Annotated in this window: 13 protein-coding genes, 1 tRNA gene and 3 rRNA genes; 10 read left to right on the plus strand and 7 right to left on the minus strand. The window is 63.8% G+C overall.

The genetic code is table 11. The features are described 5' to 3' along the window. Window positions 1–240 precede the first annotated feature (240 nt). The 4 genes from LDO22_RS17760 to LDO22_RS17775 all read left to right on the plus strand — a co-directional run bounded on the left by LDO22_RS17760 (window position 241) and on the right by LDO22_RS17775 (window position 6,300). Window positions 241–1,762: ribosomal RNA gene (locus LDO22_RS17760) — 16S ribosomal RNA — on the plus strand. A gap of 503 nt (window positions 1,763–2,265) precedes the next feature. Then, window positions 2,266–5,394: ribosomal RNA gene (locus tag LDO22_RS17765) — 23S ribosomal RNA — on the plus strand. 157 nt (window positions 5,395–5,551) lie between these two features. Beyond that, a 5S ribosomal RNA gene (gene rrf / locus LDO22_RS17770) occupies window positions 5,552–5,668 on the plus strand. Together the 16S, 23S and 5S rRNA genes form the textbook arrangement of a ribosomal RNA operon. A gap of 104 nt (window positions 5,669–5,772) precedes the next feature. Further along, window positions 5,773–6,300, plus strand: a complete 528-nt coding sequence (locus LDO22_RS17775; RefSeq protein ID WP_224024990.1) for a hypothetical protein — start codon at window positions 5,773–5,775, stop codon at window positions 6,298–6,300. Here the strand turns inward: LDO22_RS17775 and LDO22_RS17780 are convergent. Further along, window positions 6,297–7,352, minus strand: coding sequence for a LacI family DNA-binding transcriptional regulator (locus tag LDO22_RS17780; protein ID WP_224024992.1), 1,056 nt, complete (start codon window positions 7,350–7,352; stop codon window positions 6,297–6,299). The two genes, LDO22_RS17775 and LDO22_RS17780, sit on opposite strands and share 4 nt — an antisense overlap. A gap of 2 nt (window positions 7,353–7,354) precedes the next feature. After that, window positions 7,355–9,100, minus strand: coding sequence for a glycoside hydrolase family 13 protein (locus LDO22_RS17785; RefSeq protein WP_224024994.1), 1,746 nt, complete (start codon window positions 9,098–9,100; stop codon window positions 7,355–7,357). A gap of 177 nt (window positions 9,101–9,277) precedes the next feature. Between LDO22_RS17785 and LDO22_RS17790 the strand changes: the two genes are divergently transcribed. Beyond that, on the plus strand, window positions 9,278–10,648 hold the full coding sequence (locus LDO22_RS17790) for an FAD-linked oxidase C-terminal domain-containing protein (protein ID WP_224024996.1): 1,371 nt from the start codon (window positions 9,278–9,280) through the stop codon (window positions 10,646–10,648). A 3-nt stretch (window positions 10,649–10,651) separates the two neighbouring features. Here the strand turns inward: LDO22_RS17790 and LDO22_RS17795 are convergent, their stop codons facing one another. From LDO22_RS17795 to LDO22_RS17810, 4 genes are all read right to left on the minus strand, one after another. Next, window positions 10,652–12,070, minus strand: coding sequence for a DUF4032 domain-containing protein (locus LDO22_RS17795; RefSeq protein WP_142131112.1), 1,419 nt, complete (start codon window positions 12,068–12,070; stop codon window positions 10,652–10,654). 151 nt (window positions 12,071–12,221) lie between these two features. Continuing rightward, the gene (gene ugpC / locus LDO22_RS17800; protein WP_159632896.1) at window positions 12,222–13,304 is read right to left on the minus strand and encodes a sn-glycerol-3-phosphate ABC transporter ATP-binding protein UgpC; all 1,083 of its coding nucleotides are present in this window, start codon (window positions 13,302–13,304) and stop codon (window positions 12,222–12,224) included. A gap of 217 nt (window positions 13,305–13,521) precedes the next feature. Continuing rightward, complete coding sequence (otsB, locus tag LDO22_RS17805) at window positions 13,522–14,358, minus strand: trehalose-phosphatase (RefSeq protein ID WP_159632895.1); 837 nt, start codon at window positions 14,356–14,358, stop codon at window positions 13,522–13,524. Beyond that, window positions 14,348–15,850, minus strand: a complete 1,503-nt coding sequence (locus tag LDO22_RS17810) for a trehalose-6-phosphate synthase (RefSeq protein WP_275181889.1) — start codon at window positions 15,848–15,850, stop codon at window positions 14,348–14,350. The genes otsB and LDO22_RS17810 overlap by 11 nt, the downstream gene beginning before the upstream one ends. Window positions 15,851–16,028: 178 nt before the next feature. Here LDO22_RS17810 and LDO22_RS17815 point away from each other — a divergent pair, with 178 nt between their 5' ends. From LDO22_RS17815 to LDO22_RS17835, 5 genes are all read left to right on the plus strand, one after another. Next, the gene (locus tag LDO22_RS17815) at window positions 16,029–16,916 is read left to right on the plus strand and encodes a thioredoxin domain-containing protein (protein WP_159632893.1); all 888 of its coding nucleotides are present in this window, start codon (window positions 16,029–16,031) and stop codon (window positions 16,914–16,916) included. A gap of 148 nt (window positions 16,917–17,064) precedes the next feature. Continuing rightward, window positions 17,065–17,138, plus strand: a tRNA-Thr gene (locus LDO22_RS17820). A 72-nt stretch (window positions 17,139–17,210) separates the two neighbouring features. Continuing rightward, entirely contained in the window at window positions 17,211–17,636 is a 426-nt protein-coding gene (locus LDO22_RS17825) for a ChaB family protein (protein ID WP_224024998.1), read from the plus strand. A gap of 85 nt (window positions 17,637–17,721) precedes the next feature. Then, entirely contained in the window at window positions 17,722–19,893 is a 2,172-nt protein-coding gene (locus LDO22_RS17830) for an elongation factor G-like protein EF-G2 (protein WP_224025000.1), read from the plus strand. 39 nt (window positions 19,894–19,932) lie between these two features. After that, a complete protein-coding gene (locus LDO22_RS17835) occupies window positions 19,933–21,183 on the plus strand; it encodes an MFS transporter (RefSeq protein WP_224025002.1) in 1,251 nt (416 codons plus the stop codon). 100 nt (window positions 21,184–21,283) lie between these two features. Here the strand turns inward: LDO22_RS17835 and mmsB are convergent, their stop codons facing one another. Then, window positions 21,284–22,564 (minus strand): multiple monosaccharide ABC transporter permease, encoded by a 1,281-nt coding sequence (mmsB, locus tag LDO22_RS17840; RefSeq protein WP_159632888.1) that lies wholly within the window; start codon window positions 22,562–22,564, stop codon window positions 21,284–21,286.

A 22,564-nucleotide genomic window follows, 5' to 3' on the forward strand; every position in this document is an offset into this window, starting at 1 on the left:
AACTTTGAAAAGTTGCTCCGGAGCGATCCTGAACGTTGGTTTGGGTGGTGCCGGGTGTGTCTGTTGTTTGAGAACTCAATAGTGTGCCAAGTTTGTTGATACCGATTATGTATGTAATTGGTTGAATTTGCCGAATCGTGCCGCCCCTGTGGTATTGGTTTGGTGTTTTTAGCTGGTTTCAAATTTTGTGCAGCCATTATGACCGTTATTTCCGGTGGTTTTGGTTGTGTCTGTTTGTTTTCAACGGAGAGTTTGATCCTGGCTCAGGATGAACGCTGGCGGCGTGCTTAACACATGCAAGTCGAACGATGATGCCCACTTGTGGGTGGATTAGTGGCGAACGGGTGAGTAACACGTGAGTAACCTGCCCTTGACTCTGGGATAAGCCTGGGAAACTGGGTCTAATACCGGATATGACCGACTATCGCATGGTGGTTGGTGGAAAGCTTTTGTGGTTTTGGATGGACTCGCGGCCTATCAGCTTGTTGGTGGGGTAATGGCCTACCAAGGCGACGACGGGTAGCCGGCCTGAGAGGGTGACCGGCCACACTGGGACTGAGACACGGCCCAGACTCCTACGGGAGGCAGCAGTGGGGAATATTGCACAATGGGCGCAAGCCTGATGCAGCGACGCCGCGTGAGGGATGACGGCCTTCGGGTTGTAAACCTCTTTCAGTAGGGAAGAAGCGTAAGTGACGGTACCTGCAGAAGAAGCGCCGGCTAACTACGTGCCAGCAGCCGCGGTAATACGTAGGGCGCAAGCGTTATCCGGAATTATTGGGCGTAAAGAGCTCGTAGGCGGTTTGTCGCGTCTGCCGTGAAAGTCCGGGGCTCAACTCCGGATCTGCGGTGGGTACGGGCAGACTAGAGTGATGTAGGGGAGACTGGAATTCCTGGTGTAGCGGTGAAATGCGCAGATATCAGGAGGAACACCGATGGCGAAGGCAGGTCTCTGGGCATTAACTGACGCTGAGGAGCGAAAGCATGGGGAGCGAACAGGATTAGATACCCTGGTAGTCCATGCCGTAAACGTTGGGCACTAGGTGTGGGGGACATTCCACGTTTTCCGCGCCGTAGCTAACGCATTAAGTGCCCCGCCTGGGGAGTACGGCCGCAAGGCTAAAACTCAAAGGAATTGACGGGGGCCCGCACAAGCGGCGGAGCATGCGGATTAATTCGATGCAACGCGAAGAACCTTACCAAGGCTTGACATGAACCGGAAAGACCTGGAAACAGGTCCCCCACTTGTGGTCGGTTTACAGGTGGTGCATGGTTGTCGTCAGCTCGTGTCGTGAGATGTTGGGTTAAGTCCCGCAACGAGCGCAACCCTCGTTCTATGTTGCCAGCACGTGATGGTGGGGACTCATAGGAGACTGCCGGGGTCAACTCGGAGGAAGGTGGGGACGACGTCAAATCATCATGCCCCTTATGTCTTGGGCTTCACGCATGCTACAATGGCCGGTACAAAGGGTTGCGATACTGTGAGGTGGAGCTAATCCCAAAAAGCCGGTCTCAGTTCGGATTGGGGTCTGCAACTCGACCCCATGAAGTCGGAGTCGCTAGTAATCGCAGATCAGCAACGCTGCGGTGAATACGTTCCCGGGCCTTGTACACACCGCCCGTCAAGTCACGAAAGTTGGTAACACCCGAAGCCGGTGGCCTAACCCCTTGTGGGAGGGAGCTGTCGAAGGTGGGACTGGCGATTGGGACTAAGTCGTAACAAGGTAGCCGTACCGGAAGGTGCGGCTGGATCACCTCCTTTCTAAGGAGCACCTACAACAACCGGCCTGGATGTATGTCCGGGTGTGGGGGTTGTCAGGAAGCAAGCCCGTTGCGCAGGCGATTGTCCTGCGGCGGGTGCTCATGGGTGGAATATCAACAAATAGCGGCCGTTGTGTTGTCGTGTCTTTTCCTAGTACGAACCCTGGTGGTTCTGGAACGGTGGGCGTGGTGATGTGGTGGTTTTCGTGTTTGGCACACTGTTGGGTCCTGAGGCAACAGGACCACGGGTTCGCTGTCTTCGCCTTTCGGGGTGTGGGTGGTGTTCTGGTGGGTTTGTTTGTTTCTGGTTTCCCTGCCATGACGGTCCACGCACGTGTGTGTGGGGTGTGTGGTGTGGGGTTGTTGTTTGAGAACTACATAGTGGACGCGAGCATCTTGTATAAGAAGCAATTTCCAAGATAAATGAACCTGGATCTGGTTCGTGTGCCTTTGGGTGCGCGGGACAGTTTTCGTGGTTCTCTCGAAAATGTTTTTGATCTTTGTGGTCAAGTTTTTAAGAGCACACGGTGGATGCCTTGGCATTAGGAGCCGAAGAAGGACGTAGGAATCTGCGATAAGCCTGGGGGAGTCGATAACCGGACTGTGATCCCAGGGTGTCCGAATGGGGAAACCCCGCCAAGCGCGCGAGTGACTTGGTGACCCGTACCTGAACACATAGGGTGCGTGGGGGGAACGCGGGGAAGTGAAACATCTCAGTACCCGCAGGAAGAGAAAACAATAGTGATTCCGTTAGTAGTGGCGAGCGAACGCGGATCAGGCTAAACCGTTCCATGTGTGATAGCCGGCGGGCGTTGCATGGTCGGGGTTGTGGGACTTTCCATACCAGTTCTGCCGGGCTGGTGGGGTGTGATGTGCGCGCATAGGTGAACGGTTTTGAAAGGCCGGCCAGAGAGGGTGTTAGTCCCGTAACCGTAATGTGTTTGTACCGCCTGTGAGAGTATCCCAAGTAGTACGGGGCCCGAGAAATCCCGTGCGAATCTGTCAGGACCACCTGATAAGCCTAAATACTCCCTAATGACCGATAGCGGACCAGTACCGTGAGGGAAAGGTGAAAAGTACCCCGGGAGGGGAGTGAAACAGTACCTGAAACCGTGTGCTTACAATCCGTCGGAGCCAGTCTGATTCTGGTGACGGCGTGCCTTTTGAAGAATGAGCCTGCGAGTTAGTGTTACGTCGCGAGGTTAACCCGTGTGGGGCAGCCGTAGCGAAAGCGAGTCTGAATAGGGCGTGTGAGTGGCGTGATCTAGACCCGAAGCGAAGTGATCTACCCATGGCCAGGTTGAAGCGACGGTAAGACGTCGTGGAGGACCGAACCCACTTCAGTTGAAAATGGAGGGGATGAGCTGTGGGTAGGGGTGAAAGGCCAATCAAACTTCGTGATAGCTGGTTCTCCCCGAAATGCATTTAGGTGCAGCGTTGCGTGTTTCTTGCTGGAGGTAGAGCTACTGGATGGCTAATGGGCCCTACAAGGTTACTGACGTCAGCCAAACTCCGAATGCCGGTAAGTGAGAGCGCAGCAGTGAGACTGTGGGGGATAAGCTTCATAGTCGAGAGGGAAACAGCCCAGACCACCAACTAAGGCCCCTAAGCGTGTGCTAAGTGGGAAAGGATGTGGAGTTGCCCAGACAACCAGGAGGTTGGCTTAGAAGCAGCCACCCTTAAAAGAGTGCGTAATAGCTCACTGGTCAAGTGATTCCGCGCCGACAATGTAGCGGGGCTCAAGTACACCGCCGAAGTTGTGGCATTCAGATATTTAGCTAAGCCCTTGTGGTTCAGGCGTCTGGATGGGTAGGGGAGCGTCGTGTGGGCAGTGAAGTCGCGGTGTAAACCAGCGGTGGAGCCTACACGAGTGAGAATGCAGGCATGAGTAGCGAAAGACGGGTGAGAAACCCGTCCGCCGAATGATCAAGGGTTCCAGGGTCAAGCTAATCTGCCCTGGGTAAGTCGGGACCTAAGGCGAGGCCGACAGGCGTAGTCGATGGACAACGGGTTGATATTCCCGTACCGGCGAAAAACCGTCCATGTTGAACAGGGGATACTAACCGCCCGAGACCTGCCTGACACCCCTTGTGGGTGAAGGGTTTTGGTGGAGCGCGGGACCTGATCCTGGGAGGCAAGCGTATTAACAGGTGTGACGCAGGAAGGTAGCCGAGCCGGGCGATGGTTGTCCCGGTCTAAGGATGTAGGGCGAGTGGTAGGCAAATCCGCCACTCATATAGCCTGAGATCTGATGGGACCCCCGTTTGGGGGGATTTGGTGATCCTATACTGCCGAGAAAAGCATCGACGCGAGGTTTTAGCCGCCCGTACCCCAAACCGACACAGGTGATCAGGTAGAGAATACTAAGGCGATCGAGAGAATTATGGTTAAGGAACTCGGCAAAATGCCCCCGTAACTTCGGGAGAAGGGGGGCCCCAACCTTGAACGGACTTCGCGTCCGGGAGGGGATCGGGGCCGCAGAGACCAGGGGGAAGCGACTGTTTACTAAAAACACAGGTCCGTGCGAAGTCGCAAGACGATGTATACGGACTGACTCCTGCCCGGTGCTGGAAGGTTAAGAGGACCGGTTAGCCTCACGGCGAAGCTGAGAATTTAAGCCCCAGTAAACGGCGGTGGTAACTATAACCATCCTAAGGTAGCGAAATTCCTTGTCGGGTAAGTTCCGACCTGCACGAATGGAGTAACGACTTCCCCGCTGTCTCAACCATAAACTCGGCGAAATTGCAGTACGAGTAAAGATGCTCGTTACGCGCAGCAGGACGGAAAGACCCCGAGACCTTTACTATAGTTTGGTATTGGTGTTCGGAGTGGCTTGTGTAGGATAGGTGGGAGACGTTGAAGCCCGGACGCCAGTTCGGGTGGAGTCATCGTTGAAATACCACTCTGGTCACTTTGGACATCTAACTTCGGCCCGTAATCCGGGTCAGGGACAGTGCCTGATGGGTAGTTTAACTGGGGCGGTTGCCTCCTAAAAAGTAACGGAGGCGCCCAAAGGTTCCCTCAGCCTGGTTGGCAATCAGGTGTCGAGTGTAAGTGCACAAGGGAGCTTGACTGTGAGAGAGACATCTCGAGCAGGGACGAAAGTCGGGACTAGTGATCCGGCGGTACATTGTGGAATGGCCGTCGCTCAACGGATAAAAGGTACCTCGGGGATAACAGGCTGATCTTGCCCAAGAGTCCATATCGACGGCATGGTTTGGCACCTCGATGTCGGCTCGTCGCATCCTGGGGCTGGAGTAGGTCCCAAGGGTTGGGCTGTTCGCCCATTAAAGCGGTACGCGAGCTGGGTTTAGAACGTCGTGAGACAGTTCGGTCCCTATCCGCTGCGCGCGCAGGAAATTTGAGAAGGGCTGTCCTTAGTACGAGAGGACCGGGACGGACGAACCTCTGGTGTGTCAGTTGTACTGCCAAGTGCACCGCTGATTAGCTACGTTCGGATGGGATAACCGCTGAAAGCATCTAAGCGGGAAGCTCGCTTCAAGATGAGATTTCCATACACATTATGTGTGAGAGGCCCCCAGCCAGACCACTGGGTTGATAGGCCGGATGTGGAAGCGAGGACTAACGACTCGTGAAGCTGACCGGTACTAATAGGCCAATAACTTACACCACACAGAAAAACATTCTGCTTGCGTCCACTATGTGGTTCCCAACCAACAACCCTGTTGGCGGAACCTAACAATTGAATACAACACCACCCCCTGCCCACGGGCAGGGATGTTGTAACCACAAGACTTCCCAACCCCCTGCGGGGTTCGGGTACAAGGGTTACGGCGGTCATAGCGTGGGGGAAACGCCCGGTCCCATTCCGAACCCGGAAGCTAAGACCCACAGCGCCGATGGTACTGCACCCGGGAGGGTGTGGGAGAGTAGGTCACCGCCGGACATACATTGCGAAGGGCCCTGACAAGGATCGTCAGGGCCCTTCGACTTTAACCCCAAGACCGGTGCCGCCGGACGGCCAAAGGTCCGCGGGTAGGATTGACCCTCATGAGCAGCATCTTCAGCCACGCCCAGGACCCCTCCCAAGACGACGGCCGCCAGGCCTCAGATCCCTTGGAACCCGTGGTGAACACCGTCCGCGTACCGGGACCGGTGGCCCGGGCTTTCGCAGGCTTCACCGACCACGCCCACCTGTGGTGGCCCTTGGAGCGGCACGGCGTCTATGGGGCCGGCTCCTATGTGGAGTTCGAGGAGAACCTCATCCTTGAGACGGCTGACGATGGCCGCACCAGCATCTGGGGGACCCTCGATGACTGGCAGCCGCCGCTGTCCTTCCATGCCTCCTGGCATCCCGGAACCACGGCGCTGTGGTCCACCGAGCTCCTGGTGGTGTTCCGCGCCGTTGAGGCGGAAACGGAGGTCCGGGTCTTCCATGAGGGCTGGGAAGGGGCCGAGGACCCGGTTGCCGCCCGCGAAGCCTATGTGGAGGCGTGGCCGTTGATCCTGGAACGGTTTGCACGGTTCATGGGTGCCGGCGACCCAACGGATGCCGCCCCTTCCGAAGGCCTGTCCTAGGCCATCCTCGCGGCAACGTCCGGTGGTACGGCGGTGCTGTGCCGGATCACGAATTCCGTAGGGTATTCCTGGTCCTGGGCTGCCGTAACTGCCGGACCGCCGTCGGGATCCCTGCCGGCGCCCTCCAGCAGGGCCAAAGCAGTCGCGGCCGCCAGCTTCCCCTGGCCCCGCGGGTCCTGGCTCACAGTGGTCAGCCCGAAGGTCTCTGCCAGCTCGTGCCCGTCAATCCCCACCACGGAGAGATCCTCCGGAACCCGAAGGCCGAAGTCGCGCGCGGCAAGCATGACGCCCACCGCCATCTCATCGGAGGCGGCAAAGACTGCCGTGGGCCGTTCGGTGGGTGTTCCCAGCAGCCGGCGGCCTGCCGCGTAAGCGCCCTGGATGGTGAAGTCGGCAGTGGCATGCCACTCGGGCCGAAACCCAAGCCCTGCTGCCGCCATGGCCGCCGCGAAGCCCTTTTGCCGGAGCTGAGGAAGCTTGAAGTCCCTGTTCAGCCCCGCGTCCCCGGTGATATGCGCAATCCGGGTATGTCCCAGCCCAATCAGATGGCTGGTGGCCATCTTCGCCAGGCCCTCGTCGTCGATCCTGATGGTGGACGCCCCGGGCAGGGCGCCTCCGATCACCACGATGGGACGGTGCACGGCCAGCAGCTGCCCGATCTCTTCCTCACTGAGCACCAGCGCCACGGCGATTACCGCATCCAGGCGTTTCCGCAGCAGGAAGTCGGTCAGGATGCTGTTGCGCCGCTCCGGCTGTTCACCCACGTTATAGAGCGTCAGGTCATAGCCGGCATCGAGCAGGGTTTCGGAAACGCCTTCCAGTACAGAAGAGAAGTACCAGCGCTGGACGTTGGGTACCACCAGCCCGATGTTGTGGTTCCGCCCTGAGGCGAGGCTCGACGCGTGGTAGGACGGAACGAACCCGAGTTCCCGGGCAGCCTCCTGGGCCAGCCGGCGGCTCTTGGAAGAGACGTTGGACTTGCCGCTCAGTGCCCGCGAGACGGTGGCCACCGACAGCCCGGCCCGGCTGGCAACTTCTTTGATGCCTGCCACGGTCAGAGGGCTGCTGCGGCGTCCGGTCCAAGCTGGATCCACGCGGTCTCACCGGAGGCAAGGGCGCGGCCCGCACCTGCGGGCAGGCTGCGGATCAGGACATGTCCCGCAGGCATTTCCAGCGGCTCGTGGTTCAGGTTCATAACCACCAGCGTAGTGCCGTTCAGGTAGCCCAGGGAGTAGCCGGTGCACCAGTCCTCGGCCCAGGACAAGGATCCCCTGCCCAGGTCCAGCTCCCGGCGGAAGGCCAGGGCGTCACGGTACAGGGACAGGTGCGACGACGGTGATTCCGCCTGCAGGTCCCTCGCCAGCGCCTTGAACGTGGCAGGAATGGGCAGCCAGGGGTCGCTGCCCGAGCCAAACCCCAGGTGCGGGTCCCCGCCCCGCCAGGGCAGCGGCACCCTGCAACCGTCACGGCCCAGCCGCTGGCCGCCGGTGCGGGCGAACGTGGGGTCCTGGCGCAGGTGGTCAGGAATGTCGATGCCGTCCGGCAACCCGAGCTCTTCGCCCTGGTACAGGTACGCGGCGCCGGGGAGTCCCAGCATGAACATCGAGGCAGCGGCCGCGCGGCGGCGGCCAAGATCATGGTCCGGCTGGTGATCTGCCGGGCCAATGCCGTCGCCGTCCCGCGGACCAAGCCCGTTGTACCCGAACCGGCTGGCGTGGCGGACCACGTCATGGTTCGACAGTACCCAGGTGCTGGGAGCACCTACCCCGTCGAGGACTGTCAGGGAATCGGTGATGACGGAGCGGAGGCGGTAGACGTCCAGGCCCGCGTGGAGGTACGGGAAGTTGAACGCCTGGTGCATCTCGTCGGGCCGGACCCAGTGCGCCAGCCGGTGCAGGTCCACGCTGGCCTCGGCGCAGAGGATCCGGTCGGGTCCGTATTCGTCCAGGATCAGCCGCCATGTGCGGTAGATGTCGTGGACAGCTGGTTGGCCGAACATGGGAGCCTCATGGCCCGGGTACCCGTCGCTGCTGCCGCCGTCGGCGCGGCCGCCCCAGGCGGGCAGTCCGGGGGCCTTGACCAGCGCATGGGCGACGTCCACCCGGAAACCTGAGACGCCGCGGTCCAGCCAGAAACGGAGCACGCGTTCGAATTCTGCGTGGACGGCGGGGTTGTCCCAGTTGAAGTCCGGCTGCGAGGAATCGAAGAGGTGGAGGTACCACTGCCCCGGCTGCCCGTCAGTTCCTGCCACCCGAGTCCAGGCAGGTCCGCCAAAGTGGGACTGCCAGTTGTTGGGTGGTTCCTGTCCGTCGTGGCCGGTCCCGTCCCGGAAGATGAACATGTCCCGCTCGGGGCTTCCGGCCGGCGCGGCAATGGCTGCCTGGAATGCCGGGTGCTGGTCGGAGCAGTGGTTGGGCACCAGGTCCACGATGACCCGCAGGCCCAGGCGGTGGGATTCGGCCATCATGCCGTCGAAGTCGGCCAGCGTACCGAAGACCGGGTCCACGTCGCAGTAGTCGCTGACGTCATAGCCGGCGTCACGCTGCGGGGAACGGTAGAAGGGCGAGAGCCAGACTGCATCGACTCCCAGGTCTGCGAGATGCGGGAGCTCCTGGGTAATTCCGGCCAAGTCGCCAATGCCGTCGCCGTTTAGGTCACGGAAGGACCGGGGGTAGACCTGGTAGATCACAGCAGAGCGCCACCAGCCTGGAGCGGTGTCAGCAGCATGGATGAGCGTCAGGGGCCCGGCACAAGCCAGAGTGTCCTGGGTCACAGTTTCGACAGACATGGAAGTCAGCATAGCTGCGTCACGCCGATTAACTGAAAACGCTTCCATAATTGTTTCGCGGCGCTCATCGCGCAGGCGAATGCATGCACAGCAAGGGAACTGGAAACGATTACACGGGCGGGTAGCCGCGGCATCAGCCGGCAGCGCACCTAGACTGTGAAGGTATGTCCGACGACGGGTGGAGGCTTTGTGGGAAGCATCGTTGACGAGCTGGAAGCCTTCCTGGCGCCGGGTCAGGTCGACACGGGCGAGGTCCCGCTCCGCCGGTACGCCGTAGATCAGGCGCCCGTGATCGACTTCCAGCTTCCGCTGGCCGTGGTGTTCCCCGAATCAGTGGCGGACGTGCAGGCGGTGGTGAAAGCCTGCCTCGGCAGCGGGGTGGCGATCGTCCCCCGGGGCGCCGGAACGGGTGTATCCGGCGGTGCCCATGCCACCACCAACTGCATCATCCTCTCCCTGGAGCGGATGGACCGGATCCTCGCCCTGAACCCGGACGATGAAACCGCCATGGTGGAGCCCGGTGTGGTCAATGCCGTCCTGAATGAAGCGGCCGCAGAGCATGGCCTCATGTACGCGCCGGACCCTGCCAGCTTCCGGAGCTCCACGATCGGTGGCAACGTTGCCACCAACGCCGGTGGCCTGCGCTGCGCCAAGTATGGGGTCACCCGGGACTCGATCCTGGCCCTGGATGTCGTTCTTGCGGACGGCTCCCTCATCCACACCGGCCACCAGACCTTCAAAGGCGTGGCGGGCTATGACCTCACGGGCCTCTTCGTGGGGTCCGAGGGCACGCTGGGCATCGTCGTCGGAATTACCGTGCGGCTGAAGTACCTGCCCCGGGAAGTACACACCATTGCCGCGTTCTACCCGGACTTCAGGCTTGCCGCCGCAGGCGTCCTGGCGGTGGGAAGGGCCCGCGTCCAGCCCGCCATCATGGAACTGCTCGACGGCGGCACACTGGCCCAGCTCGACGACATCCATGGCTCCGACCTCACCGCACGCGGCACATCACTGCTGCTGATCCAGACAGACGGGTTTGGGGCTGCCGCGGAAGCCGATGTGGTGCGGCAGGTCCTGCGCGAAGGCGGGGCCGCCGTCAGCACCGAGGCCAGCGCCGAAGCCGAGCGGCTGGTGGAGCTGCGACGGCACAGCAGGGGCACCGAGGTGGACGACGAGTACCGCGTGGGCGAAGACGTCGCTGTTCCCCGCTCCCGCCTGGTGGACTACGTCGCGGCACTCGAGGCCATGGCCGCCGCCCAGCAGGTGCACCTCAAGGTGGTGGCACACGCCGGCGACGGGAACCTGCACCCCACATTCTGGATCGACCGGCAGGGCCCCGACGTTGAAGCCGGCGCCATGGAGCGGCTCCAGGTGGCCCTGGACGAGTCCATTACCGCCGCTCTGGCAATGGGTGGAACCATCACGGGGGAGCACGGCGTGGGCCAGTACAAGCTGCGCTGGCTTGGCCAGGAGCAACCGGAGCCGGTCCGGGAACTCCAGCGCAGGATCAAGGAGCTGTTCGATCCTGCCGGAATCCTCAACCCCGGAAAGGCGATCTAGGCCTCAGTCGTCCGAATCCGGGTATTCGTCCTCTGACTCATCGGCACCGTAGCGGGATTCCTCGTTTTCCACCTCGAGGATCTTCAGCAGTTCGGTGTCCGGGTTCAGCATGATCGCGGCCTCGTCCCGGCGGTGCCGGAGGATCGAGTCGATGTAGGACTGCACTGCCTCTGCCAGCGGAATATGGCGCTCCTGCTTCTCCGACATGTACCACCGGTGCTCCAGGACCTCGTGCACCACCTCGGCATGCTCGAGCTTGCCGGAGAGGTCCCGGGGGATGGAGCGCACGATCGGCTCGAAGATCTGGCTCACCCACAGGTGGGCGCTGTATTCCTCATCCATCTCCGGGTTGTTGTCCGCCCGGAACGAGTCCATGTCGTTGAGGAGGCGGCGGGCCTGGTTCTCCTGCGCATCCAGGCCGGTGAGCCGCAGCAGCCGCCGCTGGTGGTGCCCTGCGTCCACCACCTTGGGCTGCAGCTGGATGGTGGAGCCGTTCTGGGTGGTTTTGATGGCATATTCCTCGACGTCGAAGCCGAGCTCGTTCAGGCGCCGGATGCGGGCGCCCACCCGCCAGCGTTCGCCCAGTTCAAAGGATTCCTTCTCGGTCAGCTCAGCCCACAGCCGCCGGTAGCTGTCCATGATCAGCTCGCTGGTGGCCACGGGGTCCACCTTCTCCTCGATGAGGCCGCCGTCCAGCAGGTCCATCAGTTCGCCGGCGATGTTGACCCGGGCAATTTCAAGGTCGTATTCGCGCTGCCCTGTGGAGAGGTCGGGGTAAAGCTCGCCCGTTTCGGCGTCCACCAGGTACGCGGCGAAGGCGCCGGCGTCGCGGCGGAACAGCGTGTTGGACAGCGAGACGTCGCCCCAGTAAAAACCGATGAGGTGCAGGCGCACCAGCAGCAGGGCCTGCGCGTCGATGAGGCGGGTGAGGGTGTCCTTGCGCAGCATCTGGGAAAAGAGGGCGCGGTAGGGCATGGAGAATTTCAGGTGCCGGGTCACGAGGACCGGGTTGAGCGGGCGTCCGTCGGGGGTGGTGCGCCCGGTGATCACCGCAACCGGCTCCACGCACGGCACATCGAAGCGGGCCAGCTTGCGGAGCATGTGGTACTCGTGCCGGGCCACGTGCTCGGAGGTTTCCTTAATGGCGATGACAGAGCCGCCCAGGTGGGCAAAGCGCACGATGTGCCGGGAGATGCCTCGGGGGAGTGCCGCGAGGTACTGCGCCGGCCACTCCTCGAGGGCGATGTGCCACGGCAGGTCCAGCAGTTCGGGATCCGCCGCTGCCGCAGTGATATTCAGCGACGATGCTACCGAGGCTGCCTTGTTGTCATCGGCACTGGCTGCCACGAACCGCGGCAGTTTACCGATCTGCGCGTAGTCGGTGGGTTCATCGTGCCACTGGGCGCTGTATTCCTCGGTCATGGGTCAATTCTTCCGTACTCGGGGCAGGGCGGCTAAATTTCGCCCGGACATCGTTAAAGGCCGACGGCGGCCCGCACCGTTTACGAAAAAGGTGCGGGCCGCCGTCGGACAAGCGGCGGTTGTGCCAGGCCCAACCGCCGGAGCCAAGGAATCAGTCGCCGAGGCGCAGGCCGGTCTTGGTGTCGAAGAGGTGCACGTGGCCCGACTGCGGACGGACGTAGATGACCTCGCCCTTCATCGGGGGACGGCGGCCGTCGACGCGGGCCACGATGTCGTGGTCCTTGCCGTCGAGGTTGGTGTGGCCGTAGACGTAGGCGTCGGCGCCGAGTTCTTCGACGACGTCCACTTCCACCTTCAGGCCTTCACCCTGGGGAGCGGTTTCCAGGTCTTCGGGACGGCTGCCCAGCGTGACCGTGGAGCCGTGTGCCTCTTCGAGGACGTCGCGCGGCACGGGGTAGACGGTGCCGCCGAACTGGACGCCGCCGTCCACCACGGGAAGCTCCAGCAGGTTCATGGCGGGGGAGCCGATGAACCCGGCAACGAAGACGTTCTTGGGGCGGTCGTAGAGGTTGCGTGGGGTGTCCACCTGCTGCAGCAGGCCGTCCTTCAGCACGGCCACGCGGTCGCCCATGGTCATGGCTTCAACCTGGTCGTGCGTCACGTAGACGGTGGTGACGCCGAGGCGGCGGGTCAGGGACGCGATCTGGGTGCGGGTCTGGACGCGGAGCTTGGCGTCCAGGTTGGACAGCGGCTCATCCATGAGGAAGACCTGGGGGTTACGAACGATGGCGCGGCCCATGGCAACACGCTGGCGCTGGCCGCCGGAGAGTGCCTTCGGCTTGCGGTCCAGGTACTGCTCAAGGTCAAGGAGCTTTGCGGCTTCGCGGACGCGCTCAGCGCGCTCTTCCTTGGAGACACCGGCGATCTTCAGGGCGAAGCCCATGTTGTCGGCCACAGTCATGTGCGGGTACAGCGCGTAGTTCTGGAAAACCATCGCGATGTCGCGGTCCTTCGGCGGAACATCGGTAACGTCACGGTCACCGATCAGGATGCGGCCGGCGTTGACGTCCTCCAGTCCTGCGAGCATGCGCAGGGAGGTGGACTTGCCGCAACCGGAGGGTCCCACGAGGACCAGGAATTCGCCATCGGCGATGTCGATGTTGAGCTTATCGACGGCGGGCTTATCTGTGCCCGGGTACAGACGCGTAGCGTTATCAAAAGTAACTGTAGCCACAGTTATCAATCCCTTCACCGGCAGGTACGTGCCGGACGATCCGTTGTGAATGGTTCATGTTTATTCAGTTTTGTTCCTGCAAAGTGCTCCGAGCCTGAGCCCGGGGCACAAAATGACGCCGCACGCTGGTTGTGCGCCACATCACACACAGAGTATGCCAGAGGTTGCGCTTCCTTGCGAAAATGTTACGAACGTCACATGTGCCGCCGGCCACGTCCTAACCTGACGCGGCCTGCGGATCCTCCTCGGCAACCGCGATGCTCCGCTCCTGGAGCAGGGCCTCCAGCAGTTCCGCAATGTGGACGGGAGCCTCCACCCGGTATTGGGCCTGGGTGAAATCAAGACCTACCTTGACCCCCACGTCGCCCGGTTCGAGCCGGCCAAAAGCGTCCTCGTCCGTGACGTCGTCGCCGGCGAACAGCACGGCAGTGGCCCCGGTGGCCTGCCGCAGGAAGGTGACACCTTCGCCCTTGGAGGCATTGACAACCGAAGTCTCCAGGACGCGTTTTCCTTCCTTCAGGAAGACTCCCTTGCGGTCCTGGAGCACCGACCGTGCTGCCGCCACTGCATCTTCTGCCACGTCGTCCTCCGCCTGGCGGGTATGCAGGACGACGCCGGCAGGCTTGTCCTCCAGGGAGGTGCCGGGCGCCTCGGCGACGATGCCGGCCAACTCGGCGCGGACCTCTTCAAGGAGCGCCTTCTGGTCCTCTTCAAGGGCCAGTTCGGTGGAGCCCGGCCCCAGCCACGCCTCGGCGCCATGGCTGCCGATCAGCAACGTGTCGACCGGCGGGGAGGCGACCTCCCGCAGGCTGGCGAGGGCGCGTCCGGAGATGAGGGCCGTCGTCGTGCGTGGCAGCACGGCGAGGCCCGCGAACGCTGCGGCGGACCGCGGAAGCGGCCGCGCATCCTGTGCGCGGCCCACGATGGGCGCCATGGTGCCATCAAAATCCATGGCCACGAGCAGGTGCTCCGTGCCGGCGATCCGGCGCAGGGCCTCCCGCAGTTCCGGGGAGAGCGCCAGCGGCGCCTTGGCGCGGCGGCCCTCAGGAGTCATCGCGGACCACCTTTTCATTCAGCGCGCGCAGGAAGTCGGCGGACCAGTGGTCCACGTCGTGGTCCAGGATCTGCTTTCGCATGGCCCTCATCCGGCGCGAGGCCTCCCGCGGGGTCAGCTCGACGGCGGTCATGATGGTGTTCTTCAGGCCGGCGATGTCGTGCGGGTTGATCAGCAGCGCCTGCTTCAGCTGGTCGGCCGCCCCGGCGAACTCGCTCAGGACCAGGGCGCCGTCGTTGTTGTTGCGCGCGGTGACATATTCCTTGGCCACGAGGTTCATCCCGTCCCGCAGGGCGGTGACCAGCATGACGTCCGCGGCCAGGTACAGCGCCACCATCTCCTCCACGGGGTAGCTGTGGTGCAGATAGCGGACGGCGGTGTTTTCGAGGGTGTCGTAGGTGCCGTTGATGTGTCCAACGGTGCCTTCCACCTCCTCGCGCAGAAGCCGGTACTGTTCCACGCGCTCCCGGCTGGGGGAGGCCACCTGGATGAGGGTCGCGTCACCCACCGTGAGCCGGCCGTCCGCCAGGAGCTCCTCGAAGGCTTTCAGCCGGTGCCGGATGCCCTTGGTGTAATCCAGCCGGTCCACGCCGAGCAGGATGGTCTTGGGGTTGCCAAGGTCCTGCCGGATCTGCCGGGCGCGTTCGATGATGTCCGGCCTGGCAGCGAGTTCGGTGATTTGCTTGACGTCGATGGAGATGGGGAAGGCCTGCGCCCGCGCGATGTGGGTCAGCTGGCCGTTGTGGTCCTTGACGTGCACCTGCTGCTGCTTGACGCTGGCACCCAGGAAGCGGCGCGCGGAGCGCATGAAGTTTCCAGCGTCGCTGGGCCGCTGGAAGCCCACCAGGTCGGCACCCAGCAGGCCGTCGATGATGGCCTGGCGCCACGGGAGCTGGGCAAAGATCTCAGGCGGCGGGAACGGGATGTGGTTGAAGAAGCCGATTCGCAGGTCCGGTCGTGCTTCGCGGAGCAACCGGGGCACCAGCTGCAGCTGGTAGTCCTGAACCCACACGGTGGCCCCCTGGTCCGCGTGGCGCACCACGGCGTCGGCGAACCTGCGGTTAACCCGGCGGTAGGCGTCCCACCAGGTGCGGTGGAACTCCGGCGGGGCGATGACGTCGTGGTACAGCGGCCAAAGGCTGGCGTTGGAGAACCCTTCGTAGTACAGCTCCACGTCATCGGTGCTGAGCTGTACTGGAACGAGGTCCATGCCGCCGTGGCTGAACGGCTCGACCGTCTCGTCGGGGGCACCATGCCAGCCCACCCAGGCGCCGTCCGTCTTGGTCATCATCGGTGCCAGGGCGGTCACCAGGCCTCCGGGCGACCGGCGCCAGCCGGAGCCGTCATCGCTGTCGTCCCCCGGTGCCACGCGGTCGACGGGCAGCCTGTTGGAGACCACCATGAAGTCGTACTTGGTATGGCCGGCGTGGCCGGAACCGGAACTGCCGGCCGTAGCTGTTCCGGCTGGTTTTTCCTGGACGGGTGTTTGCATTGCGGCCCCCTGGGGTTGCTTGTGCCTCTAAGCCACCCTAGCCGGACGGAATCATCGGGGCTATTCGTCCGTTGGTCAACCCGGAAGAATGGTTGAACCCGCAAGCTCTCAGCTTTCTCCCCTAAAATGTTGGGGTGCCACCAAGTGGTCCCCCTACGTCGACCGACCCAAGGAACTCATGAGCCCCGCAAACGAAGTACGTAAGTCCAAGGCTGAGCGAACCGCCGAGGCGCGGGAAAAAGCGCGCCTGATCCGCGAAGCGCAGGTAAAGAAGGACAAGCGCAACAAGATGCTGATCGGCTGGGGCATCGTGGCGGCGGTCGTGGCCATCCTGGTGGTGGTGGCCCTGGTGGTCACCAACAGCCTCAAGCAAAACGCACCGGTTGCGGACCAGGGCCCCGTTCCGGCCAATGCCAACGCCCACGGCGGCGTGACCCTGCTGGCCAACACGGGTGTGGCCAAGACCGAAGCGGCAACCGTTGACGCGGCTTCCGTGGGGGACGCCCCGAAGACTCCGCCCGCCGAGGTAGTGGCCCCGGGTGCCGAGGCAGAGGCAGGCAAGCCGGTGAAGGTTGTCCTCTACATCGACTTCATCTGCCCCGTCTGCAAGAACTTTGAGGCCCAGTACAACGACCAGCTCACCTCGCTGCGCAATGACGGCAAGATCACCGTGGAATACCGTGCCCTCGGCTTCCTGGACAGCCGGTCAACCACCAACTACTCGTCCCGCGCCGCCAACGCCGCGGCCTGTGTGGTCAACGCGTCACCGGAGAAGTACTCCGACTTCTTCAACGCGCTGTTTGCCAAGCAGCCCGCGGAGGGCAGCGCAGGCCTTTCGGACAACGACCTGAAGAAGATGGCCTCCGACCTGGGCGTGAACATCGACTCCTGCGTGGATGACAAGACGTACCGCCCGTTCGTGAAGTTCACCACCAAGGAAGCAGCGGCCATCGGCGTGACCGGTACGCCTACGGTGTTCGTGGACGGCAAGCAGTGGGGCAAGGGGGACAGCGCCCAGACGCCGTTCCCGGACTTCCTGCAGGCAGCCATCACGGCCAAGGGCTAAGGGCCAACAGCCAGGGCAGGGGCCCGCTCCGGATCGTCTCCGGGGCGGGCCCCTGCCGCGTCCGGCGGCGTTCCGGCGCGTTTTTACGCCCGGCGGGAGTTGGGCTAACCTTATCTAGCGCCTTCCCGGCGCACGCCCCCAGGGGCACGCCTCCTTAGCTCAGTTGGCCAGAGCACCGCTCTTGTAAAGCGGGGGTCGTCGGTTCGAATCCGACAGGGGGCTCATACACCAGCTCCGGGTCTAAGCTGGATCCATCCGAATAATCAGCCTGCTGACTAAAGGAGGATGGGTGCCATGCCCAAGACCGGCAAGAACGACCATGCCCGCAAGGACGAGCTTCCCTCGACTCTGCAGCGTTCGGACCAGAAGGCCCAGGACACGTTCGCGAAAACCTACGATTCCGCCCTCGAGTCCTACGACCAGGACGAAGAGCGCGCTGCCCGTGCAGCCTACGCCTCCCTGAAGCACAGCTATGAGAAGGTGGGCGACCACTGGGAGCCCAAGGAAAAGCGCGGCCCCTCTGACAAGCGCGCGGAGCAGGGCATCCGTTCGTCCGAACCCACCGCCGGCGGCGTCGATGCCAATGCGTCCAAGGAGCACCTCTACAAGCTCGCCAGGGAATTGGATGTCAAGGGCCGCTCGAAGATGGACAAGGACCAGCTGGTCCACGCTCTCCAGAAGGCCAACGACGCCGCTACCCGCAAAGCCCGCAGCAAATAGCCTGTGCTCTTGCCGTCCCGCCGTCCCAAGGTGTCGAATCAGAGGACACGTCCGGTCCGGTCGGCAATGATGCCAGGAGGTTCCAATGTCGGTGAAGAGCACCAGGGAGTCAGCGCGGGCAGCGGGCGGCAGGAACGGGCCTGATTCGAAGCGGGCAGACCAGGCCACCGGCATCGCGGCGCAGGACCCGGCCCGGATCCGGAACGTGGCACTGGTAGGGCACTCCGGCGCCGGGAAGACCATGCTGCTCGAGGCCCTGCTGGCAGCCAACGGCGTGATCACCCGCAAGGGCTCCATCGCGGACGGGTCCACGGTCAGCGACTCGGACCCGGCAGCGGTCCACCAGCAACGCTCGGTCACGCTGTCCCTGGTGCCGCTGATGGTCGACGACGTCAAAGTGAACCTCCTGGACACCCCCGGCTACCCCGACTTCATCGGGGAGCTGAGGGCGGGGCTCAGGGCCTCGGATGCCGCCCTTTTTGTGGTCTCCGCTGTGGACGGCATCGACGCGACCACCACCGCGCTCTGGGGCGAGTGCGCGCACATGGGCCTGCCACGCGCCGTCGTCATCACCAGGGTGGACCACCCGCGGGCGGATTACGACGGCGCCCTGGCCGCCTGCCAGAAAGCGTTCGGCGACGGCGTGCTCCCGCTGTACGTCCCGGTGCCGGCCGAAAGCGGGGCAGCCGGTCTCCTCGGCCTGCTGTCCCAGGAGGTTACTGACTACTCCTCCGGAGATCCCGCACCGGAAATCCGTCCAGCCGCCCCGGAGGAACTTGCAGCCGCCGGCGCCGCGCGGGGCGCCCTGATCGAGGGCATCATCGCCGAGAGCGAAGACGAAACGCTGATGGACCGCTACCTGGAAGGGGAGGACATCGATACAGGGGTGCTGGCGGACGACCTGGAAACCGCCGTCGCCCGGGGCTCGTTCTTTCCCGTCCTGCCAACGTCCGCCGTCACAGGACTCGGCACGGCGGAACTGCTCGATGTCCTGGTGCGCGCCTTCCCGGCACCATTGGAAGGCAAACTGCCGGACACGACCGACCTTGCAGGGGAACCGGGTGGAAGACTGTCCTGCGATCCCGATGGGCCGCTCGCCGCTGAAGTAGTGCGGACCTCCAACGATCCCTTCCTGGGCCGCATCTGCCTGGTGCGCGTCTTCTCCGGGACGCTGCGGGAAGACACGCCTGTCCACGTGGGCGGACACGGCCTCGCTGACCGCGGGCACCAGGACCACGACACCGATGAACGCGTCACCCACATTTACTCCCCGCTGGGTGCCAGCCTGCGGCCTGTTCCCTTCTCCGTGGCAGGTGACATGTGCGCCCTGGCGAAGCTGGGCAGCGCTGAAACCGGGGACACCATTTCCGCCCGGGAAAGCCCGCTGCTGCTGGCCACGTGGGAGATGCCCGAACCGCTGCTGCCGGTTGCCGTGGAAGCGGATTCCCGCAGCGACGAGGATGCGCTGGCCCGCAGCCTTGGCCGGATCGCGGCCGGGGATCCCACCCTGCGGGTGGAGCGGAACGCTGAAACGCACCAGCTGGTGCTGTGGTGCATGGGTGAGGCACACGCCGAGGTGGTCCTGGACCGGCTGCGGGAACAGGGCGTCAAGCTGCACACCGTGGACGTGGTGACACCGCTGCGGGAGACCTTCGCTGCCCCCGCCACCGGCCATGGACGCCACGTCAAGCAGTCCGGCGGCCACGGCCAGTACGCCGTGTGCGACATCCAGGTTGAACCGCTGGACCGCGGCGGCGGGTTCGAATTCGTGGACAAGACAGTGGGCGGGGTCATCCCGGGAACGTTCATCCCGTCCATCGAAAAAGGAGTCCGGGCCCAAATGGACAGGGGAGTGTCTGCGGGTTTTCCCGTGGTGGACCTGCGGGTGACCCTGACCGGCGGGAAAGCCCACAGCGTCGATTCCTCCGACGCGGCATTCCAGGCGGCGGGGGCCCTGGCCCTCCGCGAGGCGGCGGCCGCCGGAAAAATCCAGCTCCTGGAACCGGTGTCCTCCGTGTCCATCACCGTTGCCGACGAACATGTGGGCACCGTGATGAGCGATTTGTCCGGCCGGCGCGGACGCCTCACCGGCACCACCTCCTCCGGCGAAGGGCTGACGGAGATCAGCGCCGAAGTCCCGGACCAGGAACTCCTCCGGTACGCAGTGGAACTGCGGGCCCTGACGGCAGGTACGGGCCGGTTCCGCCGGCAGTACCTGCGGCACGACCCCGTTCCCCCCAACTTCAGCCCGTCCTGATCCGCCCGGCCAGGAACAGCCCGAAGGGAACGGCCGCCGGTGAACGCCGCAGCACGAAAGATCCAGAACGTCTACCTGACGCTGACGCTGGGAAACACCCTTGCGGCGTCGTTCATCTGGGGCATCAACACGCTCTTCCTGCTCGATGCCGGGCTCACCAACCTGGAAGCCTTCGCGGCCAACGCCTTCTTCACGGCAGGCATGGTGCTCTTCGAGGTGCCCACCGGGGTGGTGGCCGACAGCTGGGGGCGCCGCACGTCCTTCCTGCTGGGCACTGTGACCCTGGCCGGGTCCACCTACCTGTACTACCTGCTGTGGCAGTTGTCGGCTCCGTTCTGGTGGTGGGCAGCAGTGTCTGCACTGCTGGGCCTTGGCTTCACCTTCTTCTCGGGGGCCGTGGAGGCCTGGCTGGTGGACGCCCTCCACTTTTCCGGCTACGACGGTGGCCTCGAAGTCGTCCTGGGCCGGGGCCAGATGGTTTCCGGCATCGCCATGCTGGCCGGGTCAGTTGCGGGCGGGGTCATTGCCCAGGCCACCAACCTGGGCGTGCCGTTCCTGCTGCGCGTCGCGGTGCTGGTGGCCATGTTCGCTGTTGCCTTCCTGCTCATGCACGACGTCGGCTTCACCCCCGAGCGGTCGGCGCACCCCCTGCAGGCCACCCGCGCAGTCCTGCAGGCCTCGGTGGACGGCGGACTGAAGAACCCCCCGGTGCGGTTCATGATGCTGGCCGCCCCGTTCACGGAGGGCGTGGGATTCTACGTTTTCTACGCCCTCCAGCCCTACCTTCTGCAGCTCTTCGGCGATCCGAGGGCCTACGCCATCGCAGGCCTGGCAGCAGCCATCGTTGCCGGCGCGGACATCGTGGGCGGCTGGCTTGCCCCGCTGGTCCGGAAGCTGGTCCGCCGGCGCACCACGGTACTGATCGCCTCCACCATCACCAGCTCCGTGGTCCTGGTGGTGCTCCTGGCCACCCACATCTTCTGGCTGGCCCTGGTGCTCCTGGCGCTCTGGGCGGTGGTTGCCTCCGCCGGCACCCCCGTGCGCCAGGCGTACCTCAACGACATGATCGCCTCGAAGCAGCGGGCCACCGTCCTGAGCTTCGCCTCGCTCATGGGGTCCAGCGGGGGAGTGGTGGTGCAGCCGCTGCTCGGCAGGACCGCGGACCTCTACGGCTACCCGGCGTCACTGGCCCTGGGCGGCGCGGTGCAGCTGCTGGCGGCCCCCTTCATCGTGCTGAGCCGCCGCCGGCGCTCGCCGGCAGATGCGGCAACCGGCGTGGCCGCGCCCTGAGCAGTTGCCCGGAACCGCCACGGGCGCACGCAGGAAGGCCCCCGCTGCCAGGACTCGGTCCGGGGCGGCGGGGGCCAACAGGTGCACGGGGGGGTGTTTCCTACTTGATGCCTGCCTCCACCGTTTCGCTGGCGGCAGGCGCCGGCTTCTCTGCTGCCGGCGGAGGGCTGGTCTTGAGCTTGAAGCGCTTGCCAATGTTGCCGCCGCCACCGCTGCGGTTCTTGTTGAAGATGTCGAAGCCGACGGCGATAAGGAGCACCAGGCCCTTGATGAGCTGCTGGTAGTCGGTGCCCAGGCCCAGGATGGACATGCCGTTGTTGAGGACACCCATGATGAGGCCACCGATCATGGCTCCGGCCACTGTTCCGATGCCGCCGGTGACGGCGGCGCCGCCAATGAACGCCGCGGCGATGGAGTCGAGTTCGAAGCCGGTTCCGCCGGCCGGCTGTGCCGAGTTGAGGCGGGCAGTGAAGACCAGGCCGGCCAGTGCGGCCAGGACGCCCATGTTCACGAAGAGGCGGAAGGTAACGGCCTTGGTCTTGATGCCTGACAGCTCAGCTGCGTGGAGGTTGCCGCCGATGGCGTACGTGTGGCGCCCGAAGACGCTGTTGTTCATCAGGGCGGTGTAGGCGATTACCAGTGCGGCCAGCACCACCAGGACGATCGGCGTGCCCCGGTAGGACGCCAGCAGGAAGGTGATGACGAGCATGAGCAGGGCCGTGAAGGCGGTCTTGATGACGAACCAGACCAGGGGTTCGCTTTCGAGATCGAACTTCCGGCGGATCCTGCGCTCCTTGAGCGCCTGGATCAGCAGGGCAACCGTGGCGCCAACGCCCAGGATGACGGTGAGCCATTCCAGCACGGAGGTGCCGCCGGAGATGTCCGGGAGGAATCCTCCGCCCAGGGCCCGCAGCTCGGCGGGGAAGGGGGTGATCTGCTGGTTCTTCAGGGTGATGAGGGTCAGCCCCCGGAAGATCAGCATGCCCGCCAGCGTGACGATGAAGGCCGGGATCCCCACGTAGGCGATCCAGTAGCCCTGCCAGGCACCTACGAGGGCGCCGACCAGCAGGCAGGCTGGGATGGCGGCCCACCACGGCCAGCCCCAGTGCACGATCATGACACCGGCCACGGCGCCGATGAACCCGGCCACCGACCCGACGGAAAGGTCGATGTGCCCGGCGATGATCACCATCACCATGCCGATGGCCAGGATGAGGATGTAGCTGTTCTGGACCACCAGGTTGGTGACGTTCTGCGGTTCCAGCAGGATCCCGCCCGTCAGTCCCTGGAACAGCAGGACGATCAGGATCAGGGCAACGAAGATGCCGACCTGGCGGAGGCGGCTGGTGAGGAATCCGAGCGATTCTCGTAGGGCGGACAT

The sequence above is a fragment of the Arthrobacter sp. NicSoilC5 genome, assembly GCF_019977395.1.
In the GTDB taxonomy this organism is placed as follows: Bacteria; Actinomycetota; Actinomycetes; order Actinomycetales; family Micrococcaceae; genus Arthrobacter.

Bases quoted from the DNA above. Each gene is read 5' to 3' on its own strand.
- LDO22_RS17775 (WP_224024990.1), top strand. From the start codon at position 5,773: ATGAGCAGCATCTTCAGCCACGCCCAGGACCCCTCCCAAGACGACGGC.
- LDO22_RS17785 (WP_224024994.1), bottom strand. From the start codon at position 9,100: ATGCTGACTTCCATGTCTGTCGAAACTGTGACCCAGGACACTCTGGCT.
- LDO22_RS17825 (WP_224024998.1), top strand. From the start codon at position 17,211: ATGCCCAAGACCGGCAAGAACGACCATGCCCGCAAGGACGAGCTTCCC.
- LDO22_RS17830 (WP_224025000.1), top strand. From the start codon at position 17,722: ATGTCGGTGAAGAGCACCAGGGAGTCAGCGCGGGCAGCGGGCGGCAGG.
- LDO22_RS17810 (WP_275181889.1), bottom strand. From the start codon at position 15,850: ATGCAAACACCCGTCCAGGAAAAACCAGCCGGAACAGCTACGGCCGGC.
- LDO22_RS17795 (WP_142131112.1), bottom strand. From the start codon at position 12,070: ATGACCGAGGAATACAGCGCCCAGTGGCACGATGAACCCACCGACTAC.
- otsB (WP_159632895.1), bottom strand. From the start codon at position 14,358: ATGACTCCTGAGGGCCGCCGCGCCAAGGCGCCGCTGGCGCTCTCCCCG.
- LDO22_RS17815 (WP_159632893.1), top strand. From the start codon at position 16,029: ATGAGCCCCGCAAACGAAGTACGTAAGTCCAAGGCTGAGCGAACCGCC.
- mmsB (WP_159632888.1), bottom strand. From the start codon at position 22,564: ATGTCCGCCCTACGAGAATCGCTCGGATTCCTCACCAGCCGCCTCCGC.